Annotated in this window: 23 protein-coding genes and 1 other RNA gene; 5 read left to right on the forward strand and 19 right to left on the reverse strand. The window is 35.4% G+C overall.

Features of this window, described 5'->3' with window-relative positions; translation table 11 throughout:
* Positions 1 to 15: 15 nt before the first annotated feature.
* From glpK to ESZ54_RS09790, 6 genes are all read right to left on the reverse strand, one after another.
* Entirely contained in the window at positions 16 to 1,533 is a 1,518-nt protein-coding gene (glpK, locus tag ESZ54_RS09765; protein WP_136137491.1) for a glycerol kinase GlpK, read from the reverse strand.
* Positions 1,534 to 1,690: 157 nt separating this feature from the next.
* Positions 1,691 to 2,137 (reverse strand): D-aminoacyl-tRNA deacylase, encoded by a 447-nt coding sequence (gene dtd, locus ESZ54_RS09770; RefSeq protein ID WP_136137492.1) that lies wholly within the window; start codon positions 2,135 to 2,137, stop codon positions 1,691 to 1,693.
* 13 nt (positions 2,138 to 2,150) lie between these two features.
* On the reverse strand, positions 2,151 to 4,364 hold the full coding sequence (locus tag ESZ54_RS09775) for a RelA/SpoT family protein (protein WP_136137493.1): 2,214 nt from the start codon (positions 4,362 to 4,364) through the stop codon (positions 2,151 to 2,153).
* A 115-nt stretch (positions 4,365 to 4,479) separates the two neighbouring features.
* Complete coding sequence (locus ESZ54_RS09780) at positions 4,480 to 5,232, reverse strand: 16S rRNA (uracil(1498)-N(3))-methyltransferase (protein ID WP_136137494.1); 753 nt, start codon at positions 5,230 to 5,232, stop codon at positions 4,480 to 4,482.
* A gap of 5 nt (positions 5,233 to 5,237) precedes the next feature.
* The gene (gene prmA / locus ESZ54_RS09785; protein ID WP_136137495.1) at positions 5,238 to 6,185 is read right to left on the reverse strand and encodes a 50S ribosomal protein L11 methyltransferase; all 948 of its coding nucleotides are present in this window, start codon (positions 6,183 to 6,185) and stop codon (positions 5,238 to 5,240) included.
* A gap of 15 nt (positions 6,186 to 6,200) precedes the next feature.
* Positions 6,201 to 6,680: a DUF3013 family protein gene (locus tag ESZ54_RS09790; protein WP_136137496.1), complete on the reverse strand. Its 480-nt coding sequence runs from the start codon at positions 6,678 to 6,680 to the stop codon at positions 6,201 to 6,203.
* A gap of 326 nt (positions 6,681 to 7,006) precedes the next feature.
* Between ESZ54_RS09790 and ESZ54_RS09795 the strand changes: the two genes are divergently transcribed.
* Positions 7,007 to 8,203 carry a cation:proton antiporter gene (locus ESZ54_RS09795; protein WP_136137497.1) on the forward strand — a complete coding sequence of 399 codons (1,197 nt, stop codon included), beginning with the start codon at positions 7,007 to 7,009 and terminating at the stop codon, positions 8,201 to 8,203.
* Between the two features lie 72 nt (positions 8,204 to 8,275).
* Here ESZ54_RS09795 and ESZ54_RS09800 read toward each other — a convergent pair whose 3' ends face one another.
* Positions 8,276 to 8,746: a VOC family protein gene (locus ESZ54_RS09800; protein WP_136137498.1), complete on the reverse strand. Its 471-nt coding sequence runs from the start codon at positions 8,744 to 8,746 to the stop codon at positions 8,276 to 8,278.
* 78 nt (positions 8,747 to 8,824) lie between these two features.
* Here ESZ54_RS09800 and ESZ54_RS09805 point away from each other — a divergent pair, with 78 nt between their 5' ends.
* The 4 genes from ESZ54_RS09805 to ESZ54_RS09820 all read left to right on the forward strand — a co-directional run bounded on the left by ESZ54_RS09805 (position 8,825) and on the right by ESZ54_RS09820 (position 11,961).
* Positions 8,825 to 9,766 carry a helix-turn-helix transcriptional regulator gene (locus ESZ54_RS09805; protein ID WP_162615158.1) on the forward strand — a complete coding sequence of 314 codons (942 nt, stop codon included), beginning with the start codon at positions 8,825 to 8,827 and terminating at the stop codon, positions 9,764 to 9,766.
* Between the two features lie 54 nt (positions 9,767 to 9,820).
* The gene (locus ESZ54_RS09810) at positions 9,821 to 11,110 is read left to right on the forward strand and encodes a replication-associated recombination protein A (protein ID WP_136137500.1); all 1,290 of its coding nucleotides are present in this window, start codon (positions 9,821 to 9,823) and stop codon (positions 11,108 to 11,110) included.
* Positions 11,111 to 11,161: 51 nt separating this feature from the next.
* Positions 11,162 to 11,350: non-coding RNA, 6S RNA (ssrS, locus tag ESZ54_RS09815), on the forward strand.
* Positions 11,351 to 11,487: 137 nt separating this feature from the next.
* Positions 11,488 to 11,961, forward strand: a complete 474-nt coding sequence (locus tag ESZ54_RS09820) for a universal stress protein (RefSeq protein ID WP_136137501.1) — start codon at positions 11,488 to 11,490, stop codon at positions 11,959 to 11,961.
* A gap of 77 nt (positions 11,962 to 12,038) precedes the next feature.
* On the opposite strand, the gene ESZ54_RS09825 is transcribed toward ESZ54_RS09820, so the two are convergent.
* From ESZ54_RS09825 to ESZ54_RS09880, 12 genes are all read right to left on the reverse strand, one after another.
* Positions 12,039 to 13,229 (reverse strand): acetate/propionate family kinase, encoded by a 1,191-nt coding sequence (locus tag ESZ54_RS09825; protein ID WP_136137502.1) that lies wholly within the window; start codon positions 13,227 to 13,229, stop codon positions 12,039 to 12,041.
* A 23-nt stretch (positions 13,230 to 13,252) separates the two neighbouring features.
* Positions 13,253 to 14,260 (reverse strand): class I SAM-dependent methyltransferase, encoded by a 1,008-nt coding sequence (locus tag ESZ54_RS09830; RefSeq protein ID WP_420824365.1) that lies wholly within the window; start codon positions 14,258 to 14,260, stop codon positions 13,253 to 13,255.
* Positions 14,261 to 14,375: 115 nt separating this feature from the next.
* Positions 14,376 to 14,714 (reverse strand): competence type IV pilus minor pilin ComGG, encoded by a 339-nt coding sequence (comGG, locus tag ESZ54_RS09835; protein WP_136137503.1) that lies wholly within the window; start codon positions 14,712 to 14,714, stop codon positions 14,376 to 14,378.
* Positions 14,683 to 15,123: a competence type IV pilus minor pilin ComGF gene (gene comGF, locus ESZ54_RS09840; protein WP_136137504.1), complete on the reverse strand. Its 441-nt coding sequence runs from the start codon at positions 15,121 to 15,123 to the stop codon at positions 14,683 to 14,685. The genes comGG and comGF overlap by 32 nt, the downstream gene beginning before the upstream one ends.
* Complete coding sequence (locus ESZ54_RS09845; protein WP_136137505.1) at positions 15,107 to 15,427, reverse strand: hypothetical protein; 321 nt, start codon at positions 15,425 to 15,427, stop codon at positions 15,107 to 15,109. The genes comGF and ESZ54_RS09845 overlap by 17 nt, the downstream gene beginning before the upstream one ends.
* Positions 15,402 to 15,848 (reverse strand): competence type IV pilus minor pilin ComGD, encoded by a 447-nt coding sequence (comGD, locus tag ESZ54_RS09850; protein ID WP_162615159.1) that lies wholly within the window; start codon positions 15,846 to 15,848, stop codon positions 15,402 to 15,404. The genes ESZ54_RS09845 and comGD overlap by 26 nt, the downstream gene beginning before the upstream one ends.
* Positions 15,841 to 16,134, reverse strand: coding sequence for a competence type IV pilus major pilin ComGC (gene comGC, locus ESZ54_RS09855; protein WP_136137507.1), 294 nt, complete (start codon positions 16,132 to 16,134; stop codon positions 15,841 to 15,843). Before comGC ends, comGD begins: the two co-directional genes overlap by 8 nt.
* The gene (gene comGB, locus ESZ54_RS09860) at positions 16,135 to 17,199 is read right to left on the reverse strand and encodes a competence type IV pilus assembly protein ComGB (RefSeq protein ID WP_162615160.1); all 1,065 of its coding nucleotides are present in this window, start codon (positions 17,197 to 17,199) and stop codon (positions 16,135 to 16,137) included.
* Positions 17,129 to 18,103: a competence type IV pilus ATPase ComGA gene (comGA, locus tag ESZ54_RS09865; RefSeq protein WP_136137509.1), complete on the reverse strand. Its 975-nt coding sequence runs from the start codon at positions 18,101 to 18,103 to the stop codon at positions 17,129 to 17,131. Before comGA ends, comGB begins: the two co-directional genes overlap by 71 nt.
* A 534-nt stretch (positions 18,104 to 18,637) precedes the next feature.
* On the reverse strand, positions 18,638 to 18,934 hold the full coding sequence (locus tag ESZ54_RS09870; RefSeq protein WP_136137510.1) for a hypothetical protein: 297 nt from the start codon (positions 18,932 to 18,934) through the stop codon (positions 18,638 to 18,640).
* 173 nt (positions 18,935 to 19,107) lie between these two features.
* Positions 19,108 to 19,830, reverse strand: a complete 723-nt coding sequence (locus ESZ54_RS09875; RefSeq protein WP_136137511.1) for a YebC/PmpR family DNA-binding transcriptional regulator — start codon at positions 19,828 to 19,830, stop codon at positions 19,108 to 19,110.
* A 73-nt stretch (positions 19,831 to 19,903) separates the two neighbouring features.
* Positions 19,904 to 20,413: a VanZ family protein gene (locus tag ESZ54_RS09880; protein ID WP_136137512.1), complete on the reverse strand. Its 510-nt coding sequence runs from the start codon at positions 20,411 to 20,413 to the stop codon at positions 19,904 to 19,906.
* Positions 20,414 to 20,442: the final 29 nt, after the last annotated feature.

The raw sequence follows: 20,442 nt of genomic DNA on the forward strand, positions 1-20,442 counted from the left end.
ATCACTTCATAAATATTATCTAAATCTTTTACCCAAATGTTTAAATTGTTTTGTTGCTAAAACGGCTTCTTGCCAACCTTCATATAAATAATCGCGTTCTGTTACTGACATTTGCGGTGTGAAAATATCACCATTTTTTTGGAAATGATGTAATTCCGTTTGATCTTTCCAAAAACCAACTGCCAAGCCGGCAAGATATGCAGCGCCAAGTGCTGTCGTCTCTAAATTGGGCGCTCTTTGCACATCAATATTTAAGATATCTGCTTGAAATTGCATTAAATGATTATTCTTAGCTGCGCCTCCATCCACTTTTAAGAGTGGCATCTCAATCCCTGCATCTTCTTTCATTGTTTCAATCACTGCTTTAGATTGATAGGCGATAGACTCTAGCGTCGCCTTAACAAAATCTTCTTTGGTTGTACCTCGCGTTAAACCAAAAACAGCGCCTCTAGCATCTGAATCCCAGTACGGTGCACCCAAACCAGTAAATGCCGGCACAACATAGACACTATTATCTCCAGTTGAAGCATTGGCAAGTTCTTCCGATTCTGGTGATGTTTCAATCATTCTCAACCCATCACGCAACCATTGAATTGCAGACCCAGCAACAAAAATGCTACCCTCAAGTGCATAATAAACTTTTCCGTTCATACCATATCCGATTGTTGTTAAAAGATTATTTTTAGAGAGTTGCGGTGTTTCACCTGTATTCATGACAATAAAAGCACCCGTGCCATATGTATTTTTGATCATGCCTGGTTCAAAAGCCAACTGTCCAAATAAAGCCGCTTGTTGATCACCAGCCATTCCAGAAATTGGTACCTCACCACCATAAAAATGGTAGCTTTTCGTATAGCCGTAAACTTCGGAATTACTTTTAACTTCCGGTAAAAGTGCGGTTGGAATATTTAATAAATCTAAAATTTCTTGATCCCACTTCAATTCATGAATATTGTACATCATGGTCCGTGCAGCATTTGTATAATCAGTCACGTGAACGTCACCATTGGTCAATTTCCATAAAATCCAAGAATCAATTGTTCCAAAAGCTAACTCACCGTTTTCAGCTCGTTCTTGCGCACCTTCCACATGATCCAGTAACCAACGGACTTTGGTAGCAGAAAAATAGGCATCCACAATTAAGCCAGTTTTTTTATGAATCAATTCAGCATGACCTTTTTCTTTTAATTCATCCGCAATTGGCGCTGACTGACGTGATTGCCAAACAATAGCGTGATAAATCGGTATCCCAGTTTTACGGTCCCATATCACAGTCGTCTCTCTTTGATTGGTAATCCCAATTCCTTTAACTTGTGACGGACGAATACCGGACTCAATAAATGCCCCTGCAATCACAGATTGGACCGAATTCCAAATTTCATTGGCATCATGTTCCACCCAGCCTGATTCAGGGAAATATTGGGTAAATTCTTTTTGTGAGCTCCCTGCATTTTTACCGTTTTTATCAAAAAAAATAGCCCGTGAGCTTGTTGTCCCTTGATCAATTGCTATTATATATTCTTTTTCTGCCATATTGTTTCCTCCCACTACCCTTTAAAACGTTTTCTCTTATAAATTACAACTATCATACCTTATTTTATTTTAAAAAACTAGTTTTCTAAGAGGGATTTAATTACAGAAAAAGAGTCTAAAACGAATTAATTTTTGTCGTTTTAAACTCTTACTATTTTTATTTATTTTCTGTATCAAAAACAATCGTTACTGGACCATCATTGACTAAACTTACTTCCATATGCTCCCCAAATTCGCCTTCAAAGACTTCTAACTCTTCAGCACGAAGTCCGTCATTAAAATATTGATACAACTCTAATGCTTCATCAGGATGAGCCGATTTAGTAAAACTTGGTCGGTTACCTTTTTTAGTATCCGCCAAAAGCGTAAATTGTGAAATAGATAAAATTTGTCCGCCCACTTGATGAAGATCTAAATTCATTTTGCCTTCATCATCTTCAAAAACGCGCAGCTTACTCACTTTACGGACTAAGTAATCCGCATCTTCTTTCGTATCACCATCTTTGACACCTAGAAGAATCATATATCCAGTTTGAATTGAGGACTTTTCAACACCTGCAATTGAAACACTCGCTTTTGACACTTTTTGAACTACTGCTCTCACATTGCCACTCCTCTTAACTATTTGTTCGTTTCACACTGTAAACATCTGGAATCATACGGATTTTATCCACAATTTTTTCCAAATGAGACAGATTAAATGTTGAAACTGTGATATGAATGACAGCCATATCTTTTGTCGGTCGCGCATCCACACCTAATAACTTTTTAGAATGGGCATTAACAACTAACAGAATATCATTTAATAACCCAGTACGGTTGAAACCATAAATTTCTAAGTTTGCATTATATTCTTGACTGCCTTGAACAGCAGAATCTTCCCAATCCACTTCAATCAAACGCTGTTCTGCATCTGGTGAATTTAACATATTAGCACAATCCGCACGGTGAATTGAAATACCGCGACCTTTGGTAATATAGCCTACAATTTTATCACCTGGAACTGGATTACAACAACGGCTTAAACGGACTAATAAATTATCTGCACCTTGAATTACTACGCCACCTTCGTGACGAATAGTCATTTTGTTAGGATCTTTAATTTGTTTTGGCTGACGAAGTAAATCGTCGACTTCTTCTTGTTGTTTCTTAATCCCACGTTCTTTACGTTCTTTTTCAGTGATTCGATTGTAGACACTTTGAACGGTCACTTCACCAAAACCTAAAGCAGCGTATAAATCATCACTTGATTGAAAATTAAATCTTTCCAAGGCATCAGCTAATTTCTCTTTGGTTAAGAAATCTTTTGGTACGAAACTATTTTCTTGTAAATGACGCTCCAGTGCCATTTTACCTTTTTCAACATTCTCTTCACGATCTTTAATCTTGAAGAAACGCTTAATTTTATTTCGCGCACGACTTGTCGCGACAATATTTACCCAATCACGACTAGGTCCAAAGGAATTAGATGACGTTAAAACCTCAATAATGTCACCATTTTTTAGTTTATAATCAAGTGGCACCATTTTACCGTTAACTTTAGCCCCTGTTGTTTTATTTCCAACTTCCGTATGGATATTGTATGCAAAGTCAAGCGGCCCAGCACCTTTTGGTAACTCAGTTACATCACCCTTTGGTGTAAACACAAAGACTTTGTCACTAAAAATATCACCCTTTACACTTTCCATGAAGTCAGAGGCATTGTAGCTTTCATCCTGAAGTTCGATAATTTCACGCAATAAACTAATTTCATTGGCGTTTTTATCATCTTGTTTTTCTGTTTTACCTTCTTTATAAGCCCAGTGAGCGGCAACCCCAAATTCAGCAATACGGTGCATATCCTTGGTTCTAATTTGAATTTCAATTGGATTGCCATTCGGTCCAATTACAGTTGTATGTAATGATTGATACATATTAGCTTTAGGAACGGCAATGTAGTCTTTAAAACGACCGGGTAATGGTTTCCATTTTGTATGAATCGCGCCTAAAACAGCATAACAATCCTTAATACTATCCACAATTACCCGAATCGCGAGTAAATCATAGATTTCATCAAAATCTTTTTTCTTATCTTTCATTTTACGATAAATCGAATAAATATGTTTTGGACGACCATAAATATCAGCTTCAATGTCTAATTCTTGGGCTGATTTTCCAATTTCGTCAATTGTTTCTTGAATATACGCTTCACGCTCGACACGTTTTGACTTCATCAAATTCACAATGCGATAGTATTGACGAGGATTTAAATACCGTAACGAACGGTCTTCTAATTCCCACTTAATCAAACTAATCCCCAAGCGATGCGCAAGCGGTGCATAAATTTCAAGGGTTTCTTTTGCAATACGGCGTTGTTTATCATCGCGTAAATGTTTCAACGTCCGCATATTGTGCACGCGGTCAGCTAATTTAACCATAATCACGCGTAAATCTTGGGCCATTGCCAATAACATTTTACGGTGATTTTCAGCTAATTGTTCTTCATGAGACTTATACTTAATTTTACCTAATTTTGTTACACCATCCACCAACATGGCAACATCTTCACCAAATTCAGCTTTTAAATCATCATTGGTTACCTCAGTATCTTCAACCACATCATGTAAAAATCCCGTTGCAACAGTATGCGGATCCATTCTAAGTTCCGCTAGAATCCCCGCAACTTGAACCGGATGTATAATATAAGGTTCTCCTGATTTTCTAAACTGTCCTTCATGTGATTCTGTCGCATACTCACACGCCTTTTGGACAAACGCTACATGCTCTGGACTCATATATTCAGATACCATATTAATGACATCTTGAGCCGATAAAATCTCTTCCTTAGGCATGTCCCAACACTCCTTATAAAAAAAAGTACTTTGATGAGTACTTTTTTAACTTATTTTAATATTGTATTCATTATACTCACTTTAAAATAGCTTTTCAATCTTAGTGTAACATTTTTTATCCTTGAAGTTCCCAAGCATAGCTCATTGCGGCTAAGCAGTATAATGGTGCCGTTTCAGCTCTTAATATACGAGGACCTAAACCACAAAGTTTAGCACCATGTGCTTCTAAATCGGCAATTTCTTTAGGGTGTAAGCCCCCTTCTGGTCCAAAAACAACCAGGACACGACTTCCAGGCGCTAATTGCGTAATCATTTTGGTAAAGGTTGCTTGTTCACCTTCTTTAGCAGACTCTTCGTATGCAACCAAAATAGCATCAAATTGAGCGGTCTGAGCAAGTAATTCTTTATAACTCGCTAACAGTTGAACACTTGGCAAGCTTTGACGATGTGACTGTTCCGCTGCTTCTTTACAAATCTTAGTCAAACGGTCGGCTTTTTTGGCTAATTTTTTAGCATCCCATTTCACAACTGAACTTTGCGCGGGAAAACCAATCAATTCATTCATGCCCAGTTCAGTACCTTTTTGCGCTACCCACTCCATTTTGTCACCTTTTGTATAGCCACAACAAATTGAGACGTGGTATGGCATCTCTTTTAACATTGCTTCTTGCTGAATTTTTTTTAGTTCAACATGCGTCTCAGTAATTGCCACAACTTCTGTTAAAAACGTGATTTGATTGGTGAACGAAACAAAACATTGCTCGCCAATCGTCATGCGCATCACCCGGACAGCATGATGATAATCATTGTCGACAAGTTTTAATGGTAACTGCTCATCATAAGCTTGATTGATAAAATAGCGTTGCATAATTCTTACTCCTCAATCTTTTTATTCAAAATAAAGGCAAACCAATCTTTTTGTTTGAACGTTTGATCCACTTCAAATCCAGCTGCATAAACAGCCTCTAAAACGATGTCAACTTTATCTTCAATAATCCCTGAAATAATAAAGCTTCCAGTATCTTTCAAATTACGATAAGCATCTGGCACGAGTTCAATAATAATATCAGCTAAAATATTCGCTACAATAACATCTGCTTGGGTATCGATACCAACAAGCAAGTTATTCGCAGCAACATGAACATCTTGAGCTACAGGATTTAATGCCATATTTTCTTGTGCTGCTTGGACAGCGACTTCATCTAAATCATAAGCATAAACTTCCTTCGCACCTAAGTATTTACTTGCAATACTTAAAACACCTGAACCTGTCCCTACGTCTAAAACGGTCTCTCCGCCACGTAAAACAACTTCTAAAGCTTGTAGAGTTAAACGTGTTGTTGGATGTGTTCCCGTCCCAAAAGCCATGCCTGGGTCCAACGTGATGATATGTTCATCCTCCGAATGAGGTGTGTATTCTTGCCAATCAGGTACAATCGTTAAATACCGACTAATCATCACTGGATGATAATATTTTTTCCAAGCTGTCGCCCAGTCACTTTCGACAACTTCACTTAATGACAGTTCATTCTTGCCAATGTCCAAGCCAAAACTTGTCAATTCGGCAATCTTATGTTTAATCGTTGGTAAAATTTCTGGTAAGAAAATTGTTTCAGGGAAATAAGCCGTTACTTCTGCCCCTTCACGAATATGATCTATGGTTTCAATGTCTAACAATTCGCCATAAGGATCACTTTTAAAGTTTTCTAAATCTAACGCATCTTCAATGGCCACACCATTTGCGCCAGCTTCCATCATAATATTTGAAATTGCATCAATTGCTTCACTCGATGTCAACACGGATACTTGATTCCATTTCATCAGTTTACATTCCTCCTAGTAACTTGGGTACGGATAAGAAATAGTCGCCTCAATATTAGCAACTTTTGCTGCAAAAGCTTCTTCATCCCAGTGTAATTCAAAAAATTCTTGCGTTTCATCGGTTAAAAAGTCTAATAAATCATCTTCACCTTGCACCACGACTTCGCCCAAATAACTAGCAAAAATATCAATAAATTCTTTTGATAGACCTCGTTTTTTATCAAAAGAAATCATCGTTAAATAATCCTCTGCATCAAATTCCGTTTCATGTCCTTCAACAAAAAATAGTATACCATCTTGGAATTCAATAATTTCTTCTTCCGAAACGATTCCTTCACCATCTTCAATGGCTTCTTGGCTTTTATTTTCAGCATAAAACGCTAAAATAATTTCAACAGTGTGATTACGTTTGTTCCAATCCATTGCAAAATCGATATCTGCAACATTCTTTTCAATTGCTGATTCTAGATACGTTAACATATTTTCTTTTTTCATGTTTCCACTCTTTTTCTATTAGTTTACTCTATCATACAAGAGAATATCCGCTTTAACAATCAACATTTTCATAACTTTTTTGATTTTTTTAAATTATTGATTCGGCCCATGATATCAGTCCTCAGCACTCTTTTTTATCATCTTCCTTCATATTAATATTCAATTTTTATGCTTTTTTATTTGAAAATGTTTCCAATTTAACATAAACTAATAATATCTTGTATACAAAATGGAGGTGTCATGAGTATGGTATTCACTGGAAATTATTTAACTGCTGATTTCGATCACAAAACCTAAAAAACTGAATCACGAAAGGATCAAAAATTATGGATATTTTATTAACTTTAGGGTTAATTATTTTGCTTACAAAAGTTGCAGACAGTATTGCAATTAAAATGGGGTTACCCTCGGTTGTCGGAAGTTTAATTATCGGAATTCTCGTTGGACCATCCGTTTTCAACCTCATTCAAAATGATTTATCAATTGAATTACTTGCCCATCTCGGCGTCCTTCTTTTAATGTTTATCGCTGGAGTTGAAAGTGATTTACGCATCTTAAAAAAATACTTCAAGCCTTCGCTTATCACCGGCTTATTAGGTGTCCTCGTACCCTTTGCGACATTCTTTGTTGCTTCAAGACTTTTCCAACATTCTTTAGAAACAGCACTCTTTATTGGGCTGATTTTCGGGGCTACTTCACTGAGTATCACCATCCAAGTCTTAAAAGAACTTAATTTTATGCAAACAAAAGAAGGTTCCATCATCATTGGGGCAGCAATCTTAGATGATATTATCGTTGTCATCATGTTGAATTTAATTTTAAACATTGTCAATCCTGATACAACAACTGCTGATATACTCCCATTCTTATTAAAAAATGTTTTATTCTTCATTTTTATTTATCTATTCGGCAAATTTATTGTGCCACTTCTCGTTAAAGTATTAGATTATATCGATATTCCAGAAAAAGATGTCGCATTCTCACTAATACTAGTATTCTTCCTTAGCTACCTTGCAGATGTCATTGGTATGTCTGATATCATTGGCGCATTCTTTGCAGGTATTCTTATTTCTCAAACTACATTTGCAGAAAACGTGGAACATAAAGTCACCAGTATTACTTTATCCATGTTCGCACCTATTTTCTTCGTAAGTATTGGCTTAAATCTTGTTTTAGATGGCTTAAGCTCAAATCTTTCACTCATTATTATTTTCAGTATTTTAGCAGTACTTTCTAAATTTGTTGGTGGCTTCCTTGGTGGGAAAGCTGATAAATTTAACAATTCAAGTAGTGCAATTATTGGCGCAAGTCTCGTTTCCAGAGGAGAAATGGCTTTAATTTTAATCGCGCTTGGTTTAAGTGATGGTTTTATCGATCAATCGATGTATGCTGCACTTGTTCTTGTGATTATCTTTACGACAGTTGTCGCTCCAATTCTATTAAAATTCACGATTTCAAAACATGCTTCCAAAACAGAAGAAGTATCCGAACAAACCTACAATGTTAGCGAATGTGAAGCATAACTAATTTTTTAATCAAACAATAAAATAAGCGTATCAAACTCGTTTTATTAAGAAGGAGTTTGATACGCTTATTTATTTTGAACCTTTTTTACTTGGATCTTTTTCACGTTCATGTGTCAATTGAATCATTTGGCCAAACGGATCTTTAACAATGGCATAAAAATCAGCAAATTCATTTTCACTAGGGGCTTGATACACCACTACATCGGAATAACGCATAATTTTATTGTAGATTGATTTTGCTTCTTGTAAATCTTTCGTTAACATACTAAAAGATATTTGTGTACCCGCACTAAATTCCATGTTCTCATAAAAAGGATTATCGGCAATTTGTAACTCAGTTTCCCCAATCTTAAGTATCGAATGTGAAATAAAATGCTCAGTTCCCTTTTTTAATTCAAGTTCTGGATTGAGTTGATTTTTAAATTCTTGATTTGTAATCTTAAAAAGCAGCTCACCATTAAAGACCTCTTGATAAAAGGTAATTGCTTCTTCAGCTTTACCATTTAGAGTTAGAAATATTGCAAAATTTAATTGTGTCATCTTGTGTTCCCTCACTTTCTTTGATAAGTTTAGTATAACAATCAAAGGTGTCAATCCATGATACCATTGGAGGGAAATATGCAAAAAACAGAGCGCATCAATCAAGAATTATTCTTCTTGCACGACAAAAAAAGTTTTAATTTAAAAGATCTCATGACCACTTTTAACATTTCAAAAAGCACCGCACTGCGCGATATTAGTGAACTGGAAAGCTTAGGATTACCCCTTTACGTCGAGCCCGGACGTTATGGTAAATATCATTTACTTGAAACAAATCTTTTACCACCAGTTTACTTTAGTGAAAATGAAATCTATTCAATTTTTTTTACACTCCAACTTTTAGAACTCATGGCTAATTCTCCGTTTGGACATGTCTACAATCAAATTACAGACAAACTTCTCCAAACTTTTCCGGAACAAACACAACAGAAAATCGAACAAACCATAGACTGCGTCCGTTATGATGGCATTATGCAAACCATGGATACACCGTATCTTGATCAAGTTTTTGAAGCCATCTTAAAACAGCAAGTTTTAACTTTTTCATATCATCGAAAAGAAATAGAAACACGTTTACTCTATCCTGTTCGCTTAGTCCATCGCAATGGACATTGGTATTGTATAGGATTTGATTTAAAAAAAGATGAATATCGTACTTTTCGTTGTGACTTTATGCAAGAAATTAAACTGTTAGACAAACAACCGCTTACCCTTTCAAATGAAGAGATTGAGGCAGCACTCCAAGAACAAAACAATCAATTTCGAACCCTTGAATTTAAAGTTGAAATTAATCAAAAAGCTTACCATCTTTATCAACAAAATCATTATCCCAACCTAAAAGTATCGCTTAAAAATCAGCACTATTTATTAACAGGAAGTATTAATCCTAGTGAACTTGATTTCCTTACCAATTATCTCTTACAATTTGGAGAAAATATCCTTTCAATTGAGACACCAGAAGTAAAAATAGCCTATCAAGCACTATTAAAAAGAATGCAACAACAAGCAGAGAACTTTTAAGAGGGTTCACGACATATGGTATACTATCACTATAACTTTAGGAGGACATCTGAGATGCAAAAACCATTAGCTTATAAAATGCGACCAACTACAATTGATGAAGTTGTCGGACAATCACACTTGGTCGGGCCCGGAAAAATCATTCGTCGAATGGTGGATGCAACAAGATTGTCATCAATGATTTTGTATGGTCCTCCAGGGACTGGAAAAACAAGTATTGCCAGTGCAATTGCTGGTTCAACACACTATGCATTCCGCATTTTAAATGCAGCAACTGATACAAAAAAAGACTTACAAGTTGTCGTTGAAGAAGCTAAAATGAGTGGTTCAGTCATTTTATTACTCGATGAAATTCACCGTTTAGATAAACCTAAACAAGATTTTCTTCTGCCTCACCTTGAAAATGGTCGTATTGTTCTTATTGGAGCAACTACTGAAAACCCGTATATTACCATTAATCCAGCGATTCGAAGCCGTACACAAATTTTTGAGATTTTCCCTTTACAGCCTGAAGATATTGAAAAAGCGGTCTCAGCTGCCCTAGAAGATAAAGAAAAAGGATTGGGTAACTATCACATTAATATCCAACCAGAAGCCCTGACACACCTTACACGTGCGACACACGGTGATTTAAGAAGTGCTTTAAATGGACTTGAACTTGCTGTAATGTCGACAACTCCTGATGAAGAAGGCATTATTCAACTCACATTACCAATTTTAGAAGAATGCATTCAAAAAAGAGCTCTCTCGCATGACAAAGATGGTGACGCCCATTATGATGTCATCTCTGCATTCCAAAAATCCATTCGCGGGAGTGATGTTGACGCAGCTTTACACTATCTAGGTCGTTTAGTTTTAGCAGGAGAACTGCCTACTATTTGTCGGAGATTACTTGTCATTGCCTATGAAGATATTGGCTTAGCCAATCCGGGCGCTTGTCAACGAACGGTAAGTGCTGTTCAGGCAGCAGAAAAATTAGGTTTCCCTGAAGCTAGAATCCCTTTAGCAGAGGCTGTTATCGATCTCGCACTTTCGCCTAAATCAAATTCCAGTCTGCTTGCAATTGATCGCGCGATTGCTGATATTAATCATGGTTTTTTCGGTGGCGTACCCAATCATTTAAAAGACAGTCACTATGCCGGAGCTGAAAAACTAGATCGTGGTGTAGGATACCTCTATCCCCATGATTATCCAGGTAATTGGGTTCAGCAAGATTATCTACCTGAAAAATTACGCCAAAAAGAATATTATTCACCGATAACTAATGGCAAGTATGAACGTGGTCTAGATGAGCAATTAAGCAAAATAAAAAAAGCAAAAACTTTATCTAAAAAACCGAAGTAGGCAATCAATTAAAATTGCTCATTCTTTTTTCTTATGTTACTATTAATCTATAGATATCTGTGATGTACGCGGAGCACACATAAGTGTTGACCGAACAAATCGTTTTACATTGGGAGTCAACGAATCGCAATAAAAAACAGGCCTTATCACTTGGTAGTTTGGCGTTGTGAAAGAGATTCCCACCTGCATATTCAGCGGGTTCAACCATCTGGTGCTCAAACCGGCATTAACGGATGTCTCTATTTTTGAAGCGAAATGCTTCTTTTTTTTGCTCAAAATCAGACGTGTTTTAGAAATTGTGTTATTATTAGATAAAGACAAACTTTGTCTTTTATCTTAAAGATACGGCAAAGTAATTTCAGAAAGGGTGTTTGATTATGTTTGAAGAATACAAAAATATACTTGTCGCTGTTGATGGTTCGAAAGAATCTGAATTAGCCTTTAAAAAAGCGGTTCAAGTTACAAAGCGTAATAATGCAAAACTTTTTGTAGCACATATTATTGATGTACGTGCTTTTGAATCCATCTCTTCTTTTGATGAAACCATGGCCGAAGAAGCTGAAAAAGCAGCAAAAGAAACGTTAGACTCTTATTTAGAATATGCTGAAAATAACGGCGTCACAAATGCAGAATATCTAATCGAGTACGGCGCTCCTAAAACTGTCATTGCCAAAGAATTACAACGTAGTAAAAATATTGACCTTATCCTATTAGGTGCGACTGGTCTTAATGCAATGGAACGTATCTTAATTGGCTCTGTTTCAAGTTATGTTGCGCGTCACGCACATTGTGATGTTCTAATTGTCAGAACTGATTTAGAAAACAAACGCTTTGAAAAAAAGAAAAAATAAATATTAAATAAATCAAAAAAAGAGCGTCAAGAATTGGGTTACTTTGAACCAATCTTGACACTCTTTTTATTTTTCAGTTATTTTTTTAATGCTTCAACGTCACGAGCAATCATTAATTCTTCATCTGTTGGAATTAAGAAGACTTTAACTTTAGCATTTTCAGTTGAAAGAACGGTTTCTTCACCGCGAACATTGTTTTTACTTTCATCAATGTCACAACCTAACCAAGTTAAACCATTAATAACATTACGACGCATATCAGCATCATTTTCACCGATTCCGGCTGTAAAGACAATTGCATCAACACCGTTCATGGTTGCAATGTAGCTACCGATATATTTACGTACACGGTCTTCAAAGATTTCAATTGCTAAACCAGCATCTGGATTTTCTTCTGAAGCTTCTAATAAGTCACGCATGTCACTAGATACGCCTGAAATACCTAGTAAACCTGATTCTTTATTTAAAATATTGATCATATCTTTAATATCAGTTAAACCTAATTTATCCATTAAGTAAGGTAAGATTGATGGATCAATGTCACCTGAGCGAGTCCCCATTGTAAGACCTGCTAATGGTGTGAATCCCATTGAAGTATCGATTGATTTACCGCCATCAACAGCTGTAATTGATGCACCATTACCTAAATGGCAAGTAATAATTTTTGTTTCTTCAATTGGTTTACCTAATAACTCAGCGGCACGTTCTGAAACGTAACGATGGCTTGTACCATGAGCACCATATTTACGTGCTGCAAAATCATTATAATATTGTTTTGGTAAGCTGTATAAATAATTAACAGCTGGCATAGAAGTATGGAAAGACGTATCAAAAACACCTACATTTAGTGTTTCTGGTAATAATTTTTGGAATACACGAATAACGGTTGCTTCTGCAGGATTATGTAATGGTGCGAATTCTGCTAAGTCGTCGACTAATTTTAACGCAGCATCATCAATGATTGTTGATACTTTAAAATGTTCGCCACCAGCAACAATACGATGTCCAGCACCTGTAATTTCTTCTAATTTATCAATAATGTTTAATTTAATTAATTGCTCTAATAACATGTGGATAGCTACTTCATGATTCTCAATATCTTGAACTAACTCAAATTTTTGACCGTCCCCATATTTAATTGTAAAAATCGAATCATTTAAACCAATTCTTTCTACAATCCCTTTTGCAATTACAACTTCTTCAGGCATTGAATAAAGTTGCCATTTTAAACTAGAACTTCCCGCATTTACTGCAATTGTCTTTGCCATTTTTAAGACTCCTTCTTTACTATTTATTTAATATTGGCTTCTCGCCAAGATTTAAACTCTTTGATAAAATTTAACACAATGTCATTGTCCTTCATTGATACTAGGTCGGCAACGAAAATTTCTTTTGCTTGCTCGGCAGCAGCACCATGATTTTGGAAAATAACAATCGATTTACTTAAACTTTTTTGACTGAATAACGCATCAGGTAATTTAACAATTGCTTGTAAATACACATCTGACATTAACCATGTTTTTATCTGACCTGCTTGTTCGGTCTCTAAAAAGTTGGTTGGCATTAAAAAGACGCCATAACCTGAGTCACGTACATATTTCATACTTTGCTCTAATAACAAATGATGCGCATATGTATGACCTTCTGCAACACTAACTTTAAACTCTTTTACGCGTTCATCATGCGGATAATACCCGATTGGTAAATCCCCAATTGCCACGTCAACCGGATCCATCAACAAAGGTTGTAAACTATCCTGATGGAATAATTGGACATCTAAATCTAACCATTCCTGATTCACAGCACTAATACTAAGAAGTGTCTCATCCACATCAACGCCGTAACCTTTTAAACCGTCCTCTGGTGTTTCAAGGTTGGCTAAGACTGTTGCCAACAAGTTTCCTGTTCCAACCATTAAATCAGCAATGCGAATATCTTTTTGATTATGCATCAAAGATTCAATCATGTAAACAAACAAATAACCTAAACTATCTGGTGTCAATTGATGATTGGCTTGAACGGGTTCTTTTCTGATCCCTTGTAAAAGCAGCAATTGTTCCACCTTACGTTTTTCTTCGCTCGACAACGACAATTGTGACAGTTCTTGATAACGTTCATTCAGATAAGCAACTGTTTCTTGATTAGGCACACCCTCAATTACACGAGCTTGTTGGCCATCTAAGAAGTTTTCTAAGTTTTCAATATAGGCATCATAGAAAGATGTGCCTAGTTCTTCTTGTAATTTTACGACAGCTTCACTCATCAGTTGAAATCCTCGTTCAATATCTCGTTGTGACAATTAAAAACACCTCTTCCTTCATGATTAGAAAAATCCATGTACTGTTTATTTTAGCGAAGAAATTTAAATAATTCAAGGTACATTATTGATAAAAAAGAGAAGTAAACAATAAAGTTTACTCCTTTTCTTCGATAAATTGATTATTATACAGTTGAAAACCATTTTTTAGTGTTGTTTTAAGCTCCAGTTTGGTCCTAGTTCTATTCATACGCACGTTTCCATGATTATAATAGAGCGTTACTTTTTTACTTTCAGGGTTCTGAGAGACTTCTTGATACGCCAACTCCTGCACTGTCTGTGCAATATAGTAGTCTTTGGTCTGCAGATAAAACTCTAAAGTCATCTTTAAGCTATCACAAACATAAATTGTCAGAATCGTTGTTAAACTTAACAATCCTAGGACCGAGAATAGAATACCGCCTTCATTCTTTTTGGGGAAATAACAAGAAAACATGTTTTTCTTCATCAATCATAATCACCTCGACTTCAATTGCTTCATCAAATTCATAAAATTTTACCGATTTAACGCTTAACATTAAAGGATGATGACCTGGTTTTTTTCGAATCATTTGTTGATAATGTTCAATAGTTATACGATCAATTTCATCAGAGCGTCTCCGATCTTCAAATACTAATTTTGACTCTTCACAACGAATCAGCACTAACTCTTTAATTATATTCTCAAGTTGAATCTTCCCCACCTGAAACTCAAGTTCAGTCTGATGAGTATATTTTTCTTTCACTTGAATTAGCACTTTTAAGGCCGGTTGAAATAATAAGAGACAACTCATTAAAACGGCAAGTGACACCAAACATTCAATTAAAGAAAAACCAGCTTTATTAAAACTATTCTTGATAGACATGTAATATTTTCCCTTGATATTTTAATTGAATCTGGTTTGTATTTTTCTTTAAAATAGTTACGCCATTTTCTGCTAAATATTCTTGATAATGCTGACTTTGATAAACTTCCTCCGTTTTTAAATGACTCAACTCATAGCAGATCATCGCTGCCTCGACATCTTTTTTTGCTTGCTCAATTAGACAGATTTGCGAAATTAATAATTTAAGAATTAATAATATTGTCGTACAGAGAATACTAAGTGCGAATAGGCTTTCACTTAATAAATACCCCCTACAATTAAAGTTTGGTTTCTTTTTTAACAAGTTTGGCACTCCCCATCTGACAAATATATTCAATTTTTTTATTATGATGATGATCAATAAATTTAAAACGACCTAAACTTTCACGATTTACCCCTGTCTCACCTTTCAAACTCACACGTGTACTACTTATGAGTTCGACTTCTTTCGGCAATTTAAATAGCTCAACTCGTACCTCTCCGTGATAATAATAAGAAAACGAAATGGTTTGTTGCGATACATCAGGTACTATATCGGATTGCCTTCTTTCAACAACAGCACTTTGCTGAATATGTTGATAGTATTGTGAGAACTCGGCAAAAGTACATTCAACCAACCATTTTTCTTTCAAATCACGAAAGGATAACATGGGTAGTAGAATAAAAAACATTGTGATGCTCAAAGTAATCAATGTTTCAATCAGCGTAAACCCCTGTTTATTCATTCTTAGTAAATTTTTGATATTGTTTATATTGCTTATCTGTGATGTATTTTTCATCTTTTAATGTTTTAACAGAAGGCTGTACATCCAAATCTTCATGTTCAAGCATATAAAGTTCAAGTTGTGTCTCTACCACTTTGACGATACCTTCTTTTTCCTGTTCCAAAGCACTCTCACGATGTTTTGATATATTAGGTACAAACAGAACCAACAAAATTGAAATAATAAATAAAACGACTAACATTTCGATTAATGTAAAACCTTTTTTATCTTTAATAACTTTTAACATTTAGATCATTCCTTCCATTCCTTGATAGACGGGTAATAATAATGAAGCATACAAATAAATAATCAAACAGGCAATCAACATAAAAACAAACGGCTGCAAACATTCGATTAAACGCTCCATCTTCAAAGTTAACTGACGCCATTCTTCCATACCATAAATAACTAATTCCTCACCTAATGCCCCACTGACTTCCCCTTTTTGAATAATTAACAGTAACGGCGCATTTAAAAATTGCCAATCTTGAACAATTCGACTCATTGCAAACCCTCTTTCAATTTTCCTTTTTGTGACTCCTGACATCTCTTGCATCAACGGCGTATAACCCGAACGACTCATAACAAAAATAACGTCACGTATTTCCATACCTTGAGCCAACAAATGGCCCCATTCCACTCCAAATAGTGAGGTATAGTAGTGCTTCAAATAGCTACCTAAAATGGGCGTTCTTGTAAGGATTAATGCGCGATCAATTGCTGATTTTCTTTTGATGTGACACCAAAAGAAAAATAAAAAAACGACAAGAGTCACTAAAAATCCTAAAGCCAGCCATGGCATTAGCTTTAACAACCACATTTCTTTTGATTGAGGTTGGTCCATTGATAATTCTTCTATTTTTGGTGTTAAAAATACTTTCATACCAATCAGTAACATGCCAATAAATAAAACAAGAAACAGCGGATAAATCAGCATTTTACGTAATTTCTCCTTATTTTTTTCACGCTGCTTCATTTGTTTTGTCATTAACAGCAATGTTTGCGCAAAGTCACCATGAATCTCTGCAAACTGAATTTGCGCTAACTGGATATCACTCAAGCCTAACATTTTTAAACAACGATTCAGTGGTTCACCATTTTCCATTGACAAAACAATTTTTTGTAGCAGTTGCTTATGTTGTGTTTCCACTAAACATAAAAAGGCCATACTTTGTTGAAAGCTAAAGCCATGTTCTAGCAATTGCGATAGCAACAACAAAACTTGATAACGTTCTTTCGCATTAAGTGTTTGTTTGCGAAAAGTTTTGATAGGTTGATTGAGAAATAATTTTAGTCTGGTAGGCTGTTTCAAGACTTTTTTGCCATGTACTCACCTCTCTTTTTTGCAATGTTAAATCATATAAAACGCCGTAGTCATTTGCAGCTGTTGTCAAAGGAAGAATCTCTTGATAAATTAAGCCTGACACAGACTGAGAAAATTCATCTCTCGTAATCCCTAAGTCGAATAATCGTTCTTCAATCTGGTTTTTACTCCGAGCATGAATCGTCGAAAAAACCAAATGTCCTGTTAAAGCTGCTCTCATCACAATCTGAGCTGTTTCTTGATCACGAATTTCGCCGACTATCAAAACATCGGGACGATGACGTAAACATACCTTACTTAACGATTCATAAGTTAAACCTATTTTTTCATTCACTTGAAATTGTAAAAACTGTGCATCTTCAATTTCCACCGGATCTTCAATAGTGATAATTTGCCGACGTTTCTTATCCAATAAATACTTTGCCAAGCAATACATCGTGGTTGTTTTCCCTGCAACCGTCGGCCCTGAAAACAAATACAGCCCTTTATCTTGAATTGTTCCCTTTAACAAATCCCACTGCTCAGGTAAACAAAATGTTAGCCCCGTATTACCTTTAGTTTGATATAAAAAACGTAAAACCAAAGTCTCTCGGTTACGATAATCAGCAACTGTTGATAACCTAAATCTTGTTTGCCATTCTTTTCGTTTGATAGTCGCACTACCAACTTGAACTTTACGTCGTTCAGAAACGTCCATGCCACCTAAATATTTAAAGAATAAAATTAATTTTTCTGCTTCTTCAATGCTAATTTTTCGCTCCGAAATAATCTGGTCATGATAACGAAATGATAGTTCATACTGATTACAGTCAATTGGAAAAATGTATAAATCACTTGCTGATATTTTCACCCCCTTCTTTAATAAGTGATACGCTGTTCCTTTTATTTTCATCGCAACCTCCTTTCATGCTTAAGGTAAGTTAAATACAGTCATTTATTTTTAAAACACATTAGTAAGCGCTTTATTGTTTAAGCAGTGCTATAATTAGGTTGAATCGAAAGGATATGCTTGGAGATTCTTTCTGAAAAAACACAAAAAAACCTTTACGAATTAATAAACTACCCAAATAAACCAAAAAAAGACTTTTTTAAAAAATAGTCTTGCAGTTATTCGTTCGAGTGTTATTATTGTTAGAGTGCATGTTGGGATGTTCCATTTAACATCACTTACAAATGAAACGTTGTTCTAGTATTATGCTTATCGTTCGTAAGCTCATCAAAAAAGAAAGAAGGGGTATTAATGAAAACACTACTTATTACTGTGATTGCAGTGTCTGGATTTATTGTCGCTTTAGGTTATCTTTTAAAACTTTATACGGCAAATAAAAACAAAAAAAATGATAAATAACCACAAAAAAACAGATTGAGTTTTACTTCCTCTTTTATAGAGGGTACTCAATCTGTTTTTCATATCTATAAATATTGCTTAAATTCTAGTCCAGGTGATTACTTTGATAACGAAAAAGACTATTGGTACACCAAAAATAAGCAGAACAAATAAAATTGCTTCTGAACTTTTCTTTTTCCCAACAAGCCAAATATTTTTTTTCTTACTTTGAATAGCATAACTATTGCGATATTCTTCTGGAATTAATGCCAGGAACAACGACATCATAAACAATAGTAACAGGCGAATATACCAAACTGGATGTGAAAACATTGTTTGCCACCAAAGTAGTGTGTAAGTAAACCAGAATGCCGCATCTAAAAATCTAACACTCATGAGTCTCATCATTATCACCCTATTTCTCAACTTCCGCTGAAAACACGTTCGTTTTTTATAAATTATAGTACGTTTAAGCAAATATGTCTATTTAGACTTCGCATTCATATCAATTAAAACAAAAAACTCTAATAGTCTTCCTGTAAAAGCGAGACTATTAGAGTTTAAAAATTTTAACTTGCAGATGTGAAGACTTCAGACACATCATCGTCATCTTCTAAAGCTGTGACGATTGTCTCAAGAACTTCTCGTTGTTCTTCTGATAATTCAATTAAAGTTTGCGGTACCATCGTTAATTCAGCTTGGGCTAACACATACCCTTCTGCCTCAAGTGCATCGCGAACATCAGGAAAATCAGTTGGCTCTGTAAAAATTTCAAAGACTTCATCAGAAGATTCCAAGTCTTCGCCACCAGCTTCTAAAACTGACATCATCATTGTATCTTCATCAACATCCAAGCCTTCTCGTTCAATCGCAAGATAGCCTTTACGGTCAAACATATACGCTACTGAACCCGTTTCACCGAGTGAACCGCCATTCTTATTAATGGCAACACGTACGTTTGTTGCAGTACGATTCTTGTTATCTGTAAGTGTATGAACTAAAATAGCTACTCCTGCTGGTCCATAGCCTTCATAAACAATTTCATCGTAGTTCTCACCTTCGCCTGCTGCGCTGGCTTTTTTGATTGCTCTTTGAATATTATCATTTGGCATATTCGCAGAGCGTGCTTTATCTAATACCATACGTAATGAAGGATTAGTAGATGGATCAGGGCCACCGCTTTTTGCTGCCATATATATTTCACGAGATAACTTTTGAAAAATCTTACCGCGCTTAGCATCTTGTGCGCCTTTACGACCCTTAATGTTATTCCATTTCGAATGTCCTGCCATTCTAAATCCCTTCTTTCTAAGTTTCTTCTACACTCGCATTTTACCATAGTTCACAAGTAAAGGTAACCTAGCATTATTTTTTCCGTTTTTTGTGACCTTTCCAAAGGACAATCACTAGACAAATCACACAGGCTGTTAGAGCACCGATGCTGTCTAATAAAACATCTTGAAATAAAGGACTTCTACCACCAGTAAACAATTGATGCGTTTCATCTAACGTTGCATAACCCGTCGCGCTCATCCAAGCTGTCAAAAAGCTAATAAAAGCACTTTTAGTTTTTTTAAATAATAACAGAAACAAAGAACCACCTAAAACAAAATAGGTAAAGAAATGCGCCCCTTTACGAATAAAAAATTCAATAAAATAAAAGTAGCCTTTTTCCTTAATGCTAATAGGCCCCCCAGCATAACTAAATTCAAATTGACTTAAAAAGGCGTGAAAGGGTTGATTTTTTAATACTTTTTGTAATATTGGGACTGCTGATTGTTGTTCATAAGTTTGTGATGAACTAATAAACAAGATAGCCATTACTAATAAGGCAATGATTAAATAAAAATTGCCATTTTTCATCATTTTTTTCATAATTTCTCTCCTTGATTTATTCATCTTAC

The organism is Vagococcus silagei (genome assembly GCF_004795745.1).
Lineage (GTDB): Bacteria > Bacillota > Bacilli > Lactobacillales > Vagococcaceae > Vagococcus > Vagococcus silagei.

Excerpts from the sequence above, each read along its gene's own strand:
- glpK (WP_136137491.1), bottom strand. The coding sequence starts at position 1,533 with ATGGCAGAAAAAGAATATATAATAGCAATTGATCAAGGGACAACAAGC.
- ESZ54_RS09775 (WP_136137493.1), bottom strand. The coding sequence starts at position 4,364 with ATGCCTAAGGAAGAGATTTTATCGGCTCAAGATGTCATTAATATGGTA.
- ESZ54_RS09780 (WP_136137494.1), bottom strand. The coding sequence starts at position 5,232 with ATGCAACGCTATTTTATCAATCAAGCTTATGATGAGCAGTTACCATTA.
- prmA (WP_136137495.1), bottom strand. The coding sequence starts at position 6,185 with ATGAAATGGAATCAAGTATCCGTGTTGACATCGAGTGAAGCAATTGAT.
- ESZ54_RS09790 (WP_136137496.1), bottom strand. The coding sequence starts at position 6,680 with ATGAAAAAAGAAAATATGTTAACGTATCTAGAATCAGCAATTGAAAAG.
- ESZ54_RS09795 (WP_136137497.1), top strand. The coding sequence starts at position 7,007 with ATGGATATTTTATTAACTTTAGGGTTAATTATTTTGCTTACAAAAGTT.
- ESZ54_RS09800 (WP_136137498.1), bottom strand. The coding sequence starts at position 8,746 with ATGACACAATTAAATTTTGCAATATTTCTAACTCTAAATGGTAAAGCT.
- ESZ54_RS09805 (WP_162615158.1), top strand. The coding sequence starts at position 8,825 with ATGCAAAAAACAGAGCGCATCAATCAAGAATTATTCTTCTTGCACGAC.
- ESZ54_RS09810 (WP_136137500.1), top strand. The coding sequence starts at position 9,821 with ATGCAAAAACCATTAGCTTATAAAATGCGACCAACTACAATTGATGAA.
- ESZ54_RS09820 (WP_136137501.1), top strand. The coding sequence starts at position 11,488 with ATGTTTGAAGAATACAAAAATATACTTGTCGCTGTTGATGGTTCGAAA.
- ESZ54_RS09825 (WP_136137502.1), bottom strand. The coding sequence starts at position 13,229 with ATGGCAAAGACAATTGCAGTAAATGCGGGAAGTTCTAGTTTAAAATGG.
- comGG (WP_136137503.1), bottom strand. The coding sequence starts at position 14,714 with ATGTTTTCTTGTTATTTCCCCAAAAAGAATGAAGGCGGTATTCTATTC.
- comGF (WP_136137504.1), bottom strand. The coding sequence starts at position 15,123 with ATGTCTATCAAGAATAGTTTTAATAAAGCTGGTTTTTCTTTAATTGAA.
- comGD (WP_162615159.1), bottom strand. The coding sequence starts at position 15,848 with ATGAATAAACAGGGGTTTACGCTGATTGAAACATTGATTACTTTGAGC.
- comGC (WP_136137507.1), bottom strand. The coding sequence starts at position 16,134 with ATGTTAAAAGTTATTAAAGATAAAAAAGGTTTTACATTAATCGAAATG.
- comGA (WP_136137509.1), bottom strand. The coding sequence starts at position 18,103 with ATGAAAATAAAAGGAACAGCGTATCACTTATTAAAGAAGGGGGTGAAA.
- ESZ54_RS09870 (WP_136137510.1), bottom strand. The coding sequence starts at position 18,934 with ATGAGTGTTAGATTTTTAGATGCGGCATTCTGGTTTACTTACACACTA.
- ESZ54_RS09875 (WP_136137511.1), bottom strand. The coding sequence starts at position 19,830 with ATGGCAGGACATTCGAAATGGAATAACATTAAGGGTCGTAAAGGCGCA.
- ESZ54_RS09880 (WP_136137512.1), bottom strand. The coding sequence starts at position 20,413 with ATGAAAAAAATGATGAAAAATGGCAATTTTTATTTAATCATTGCCTTA.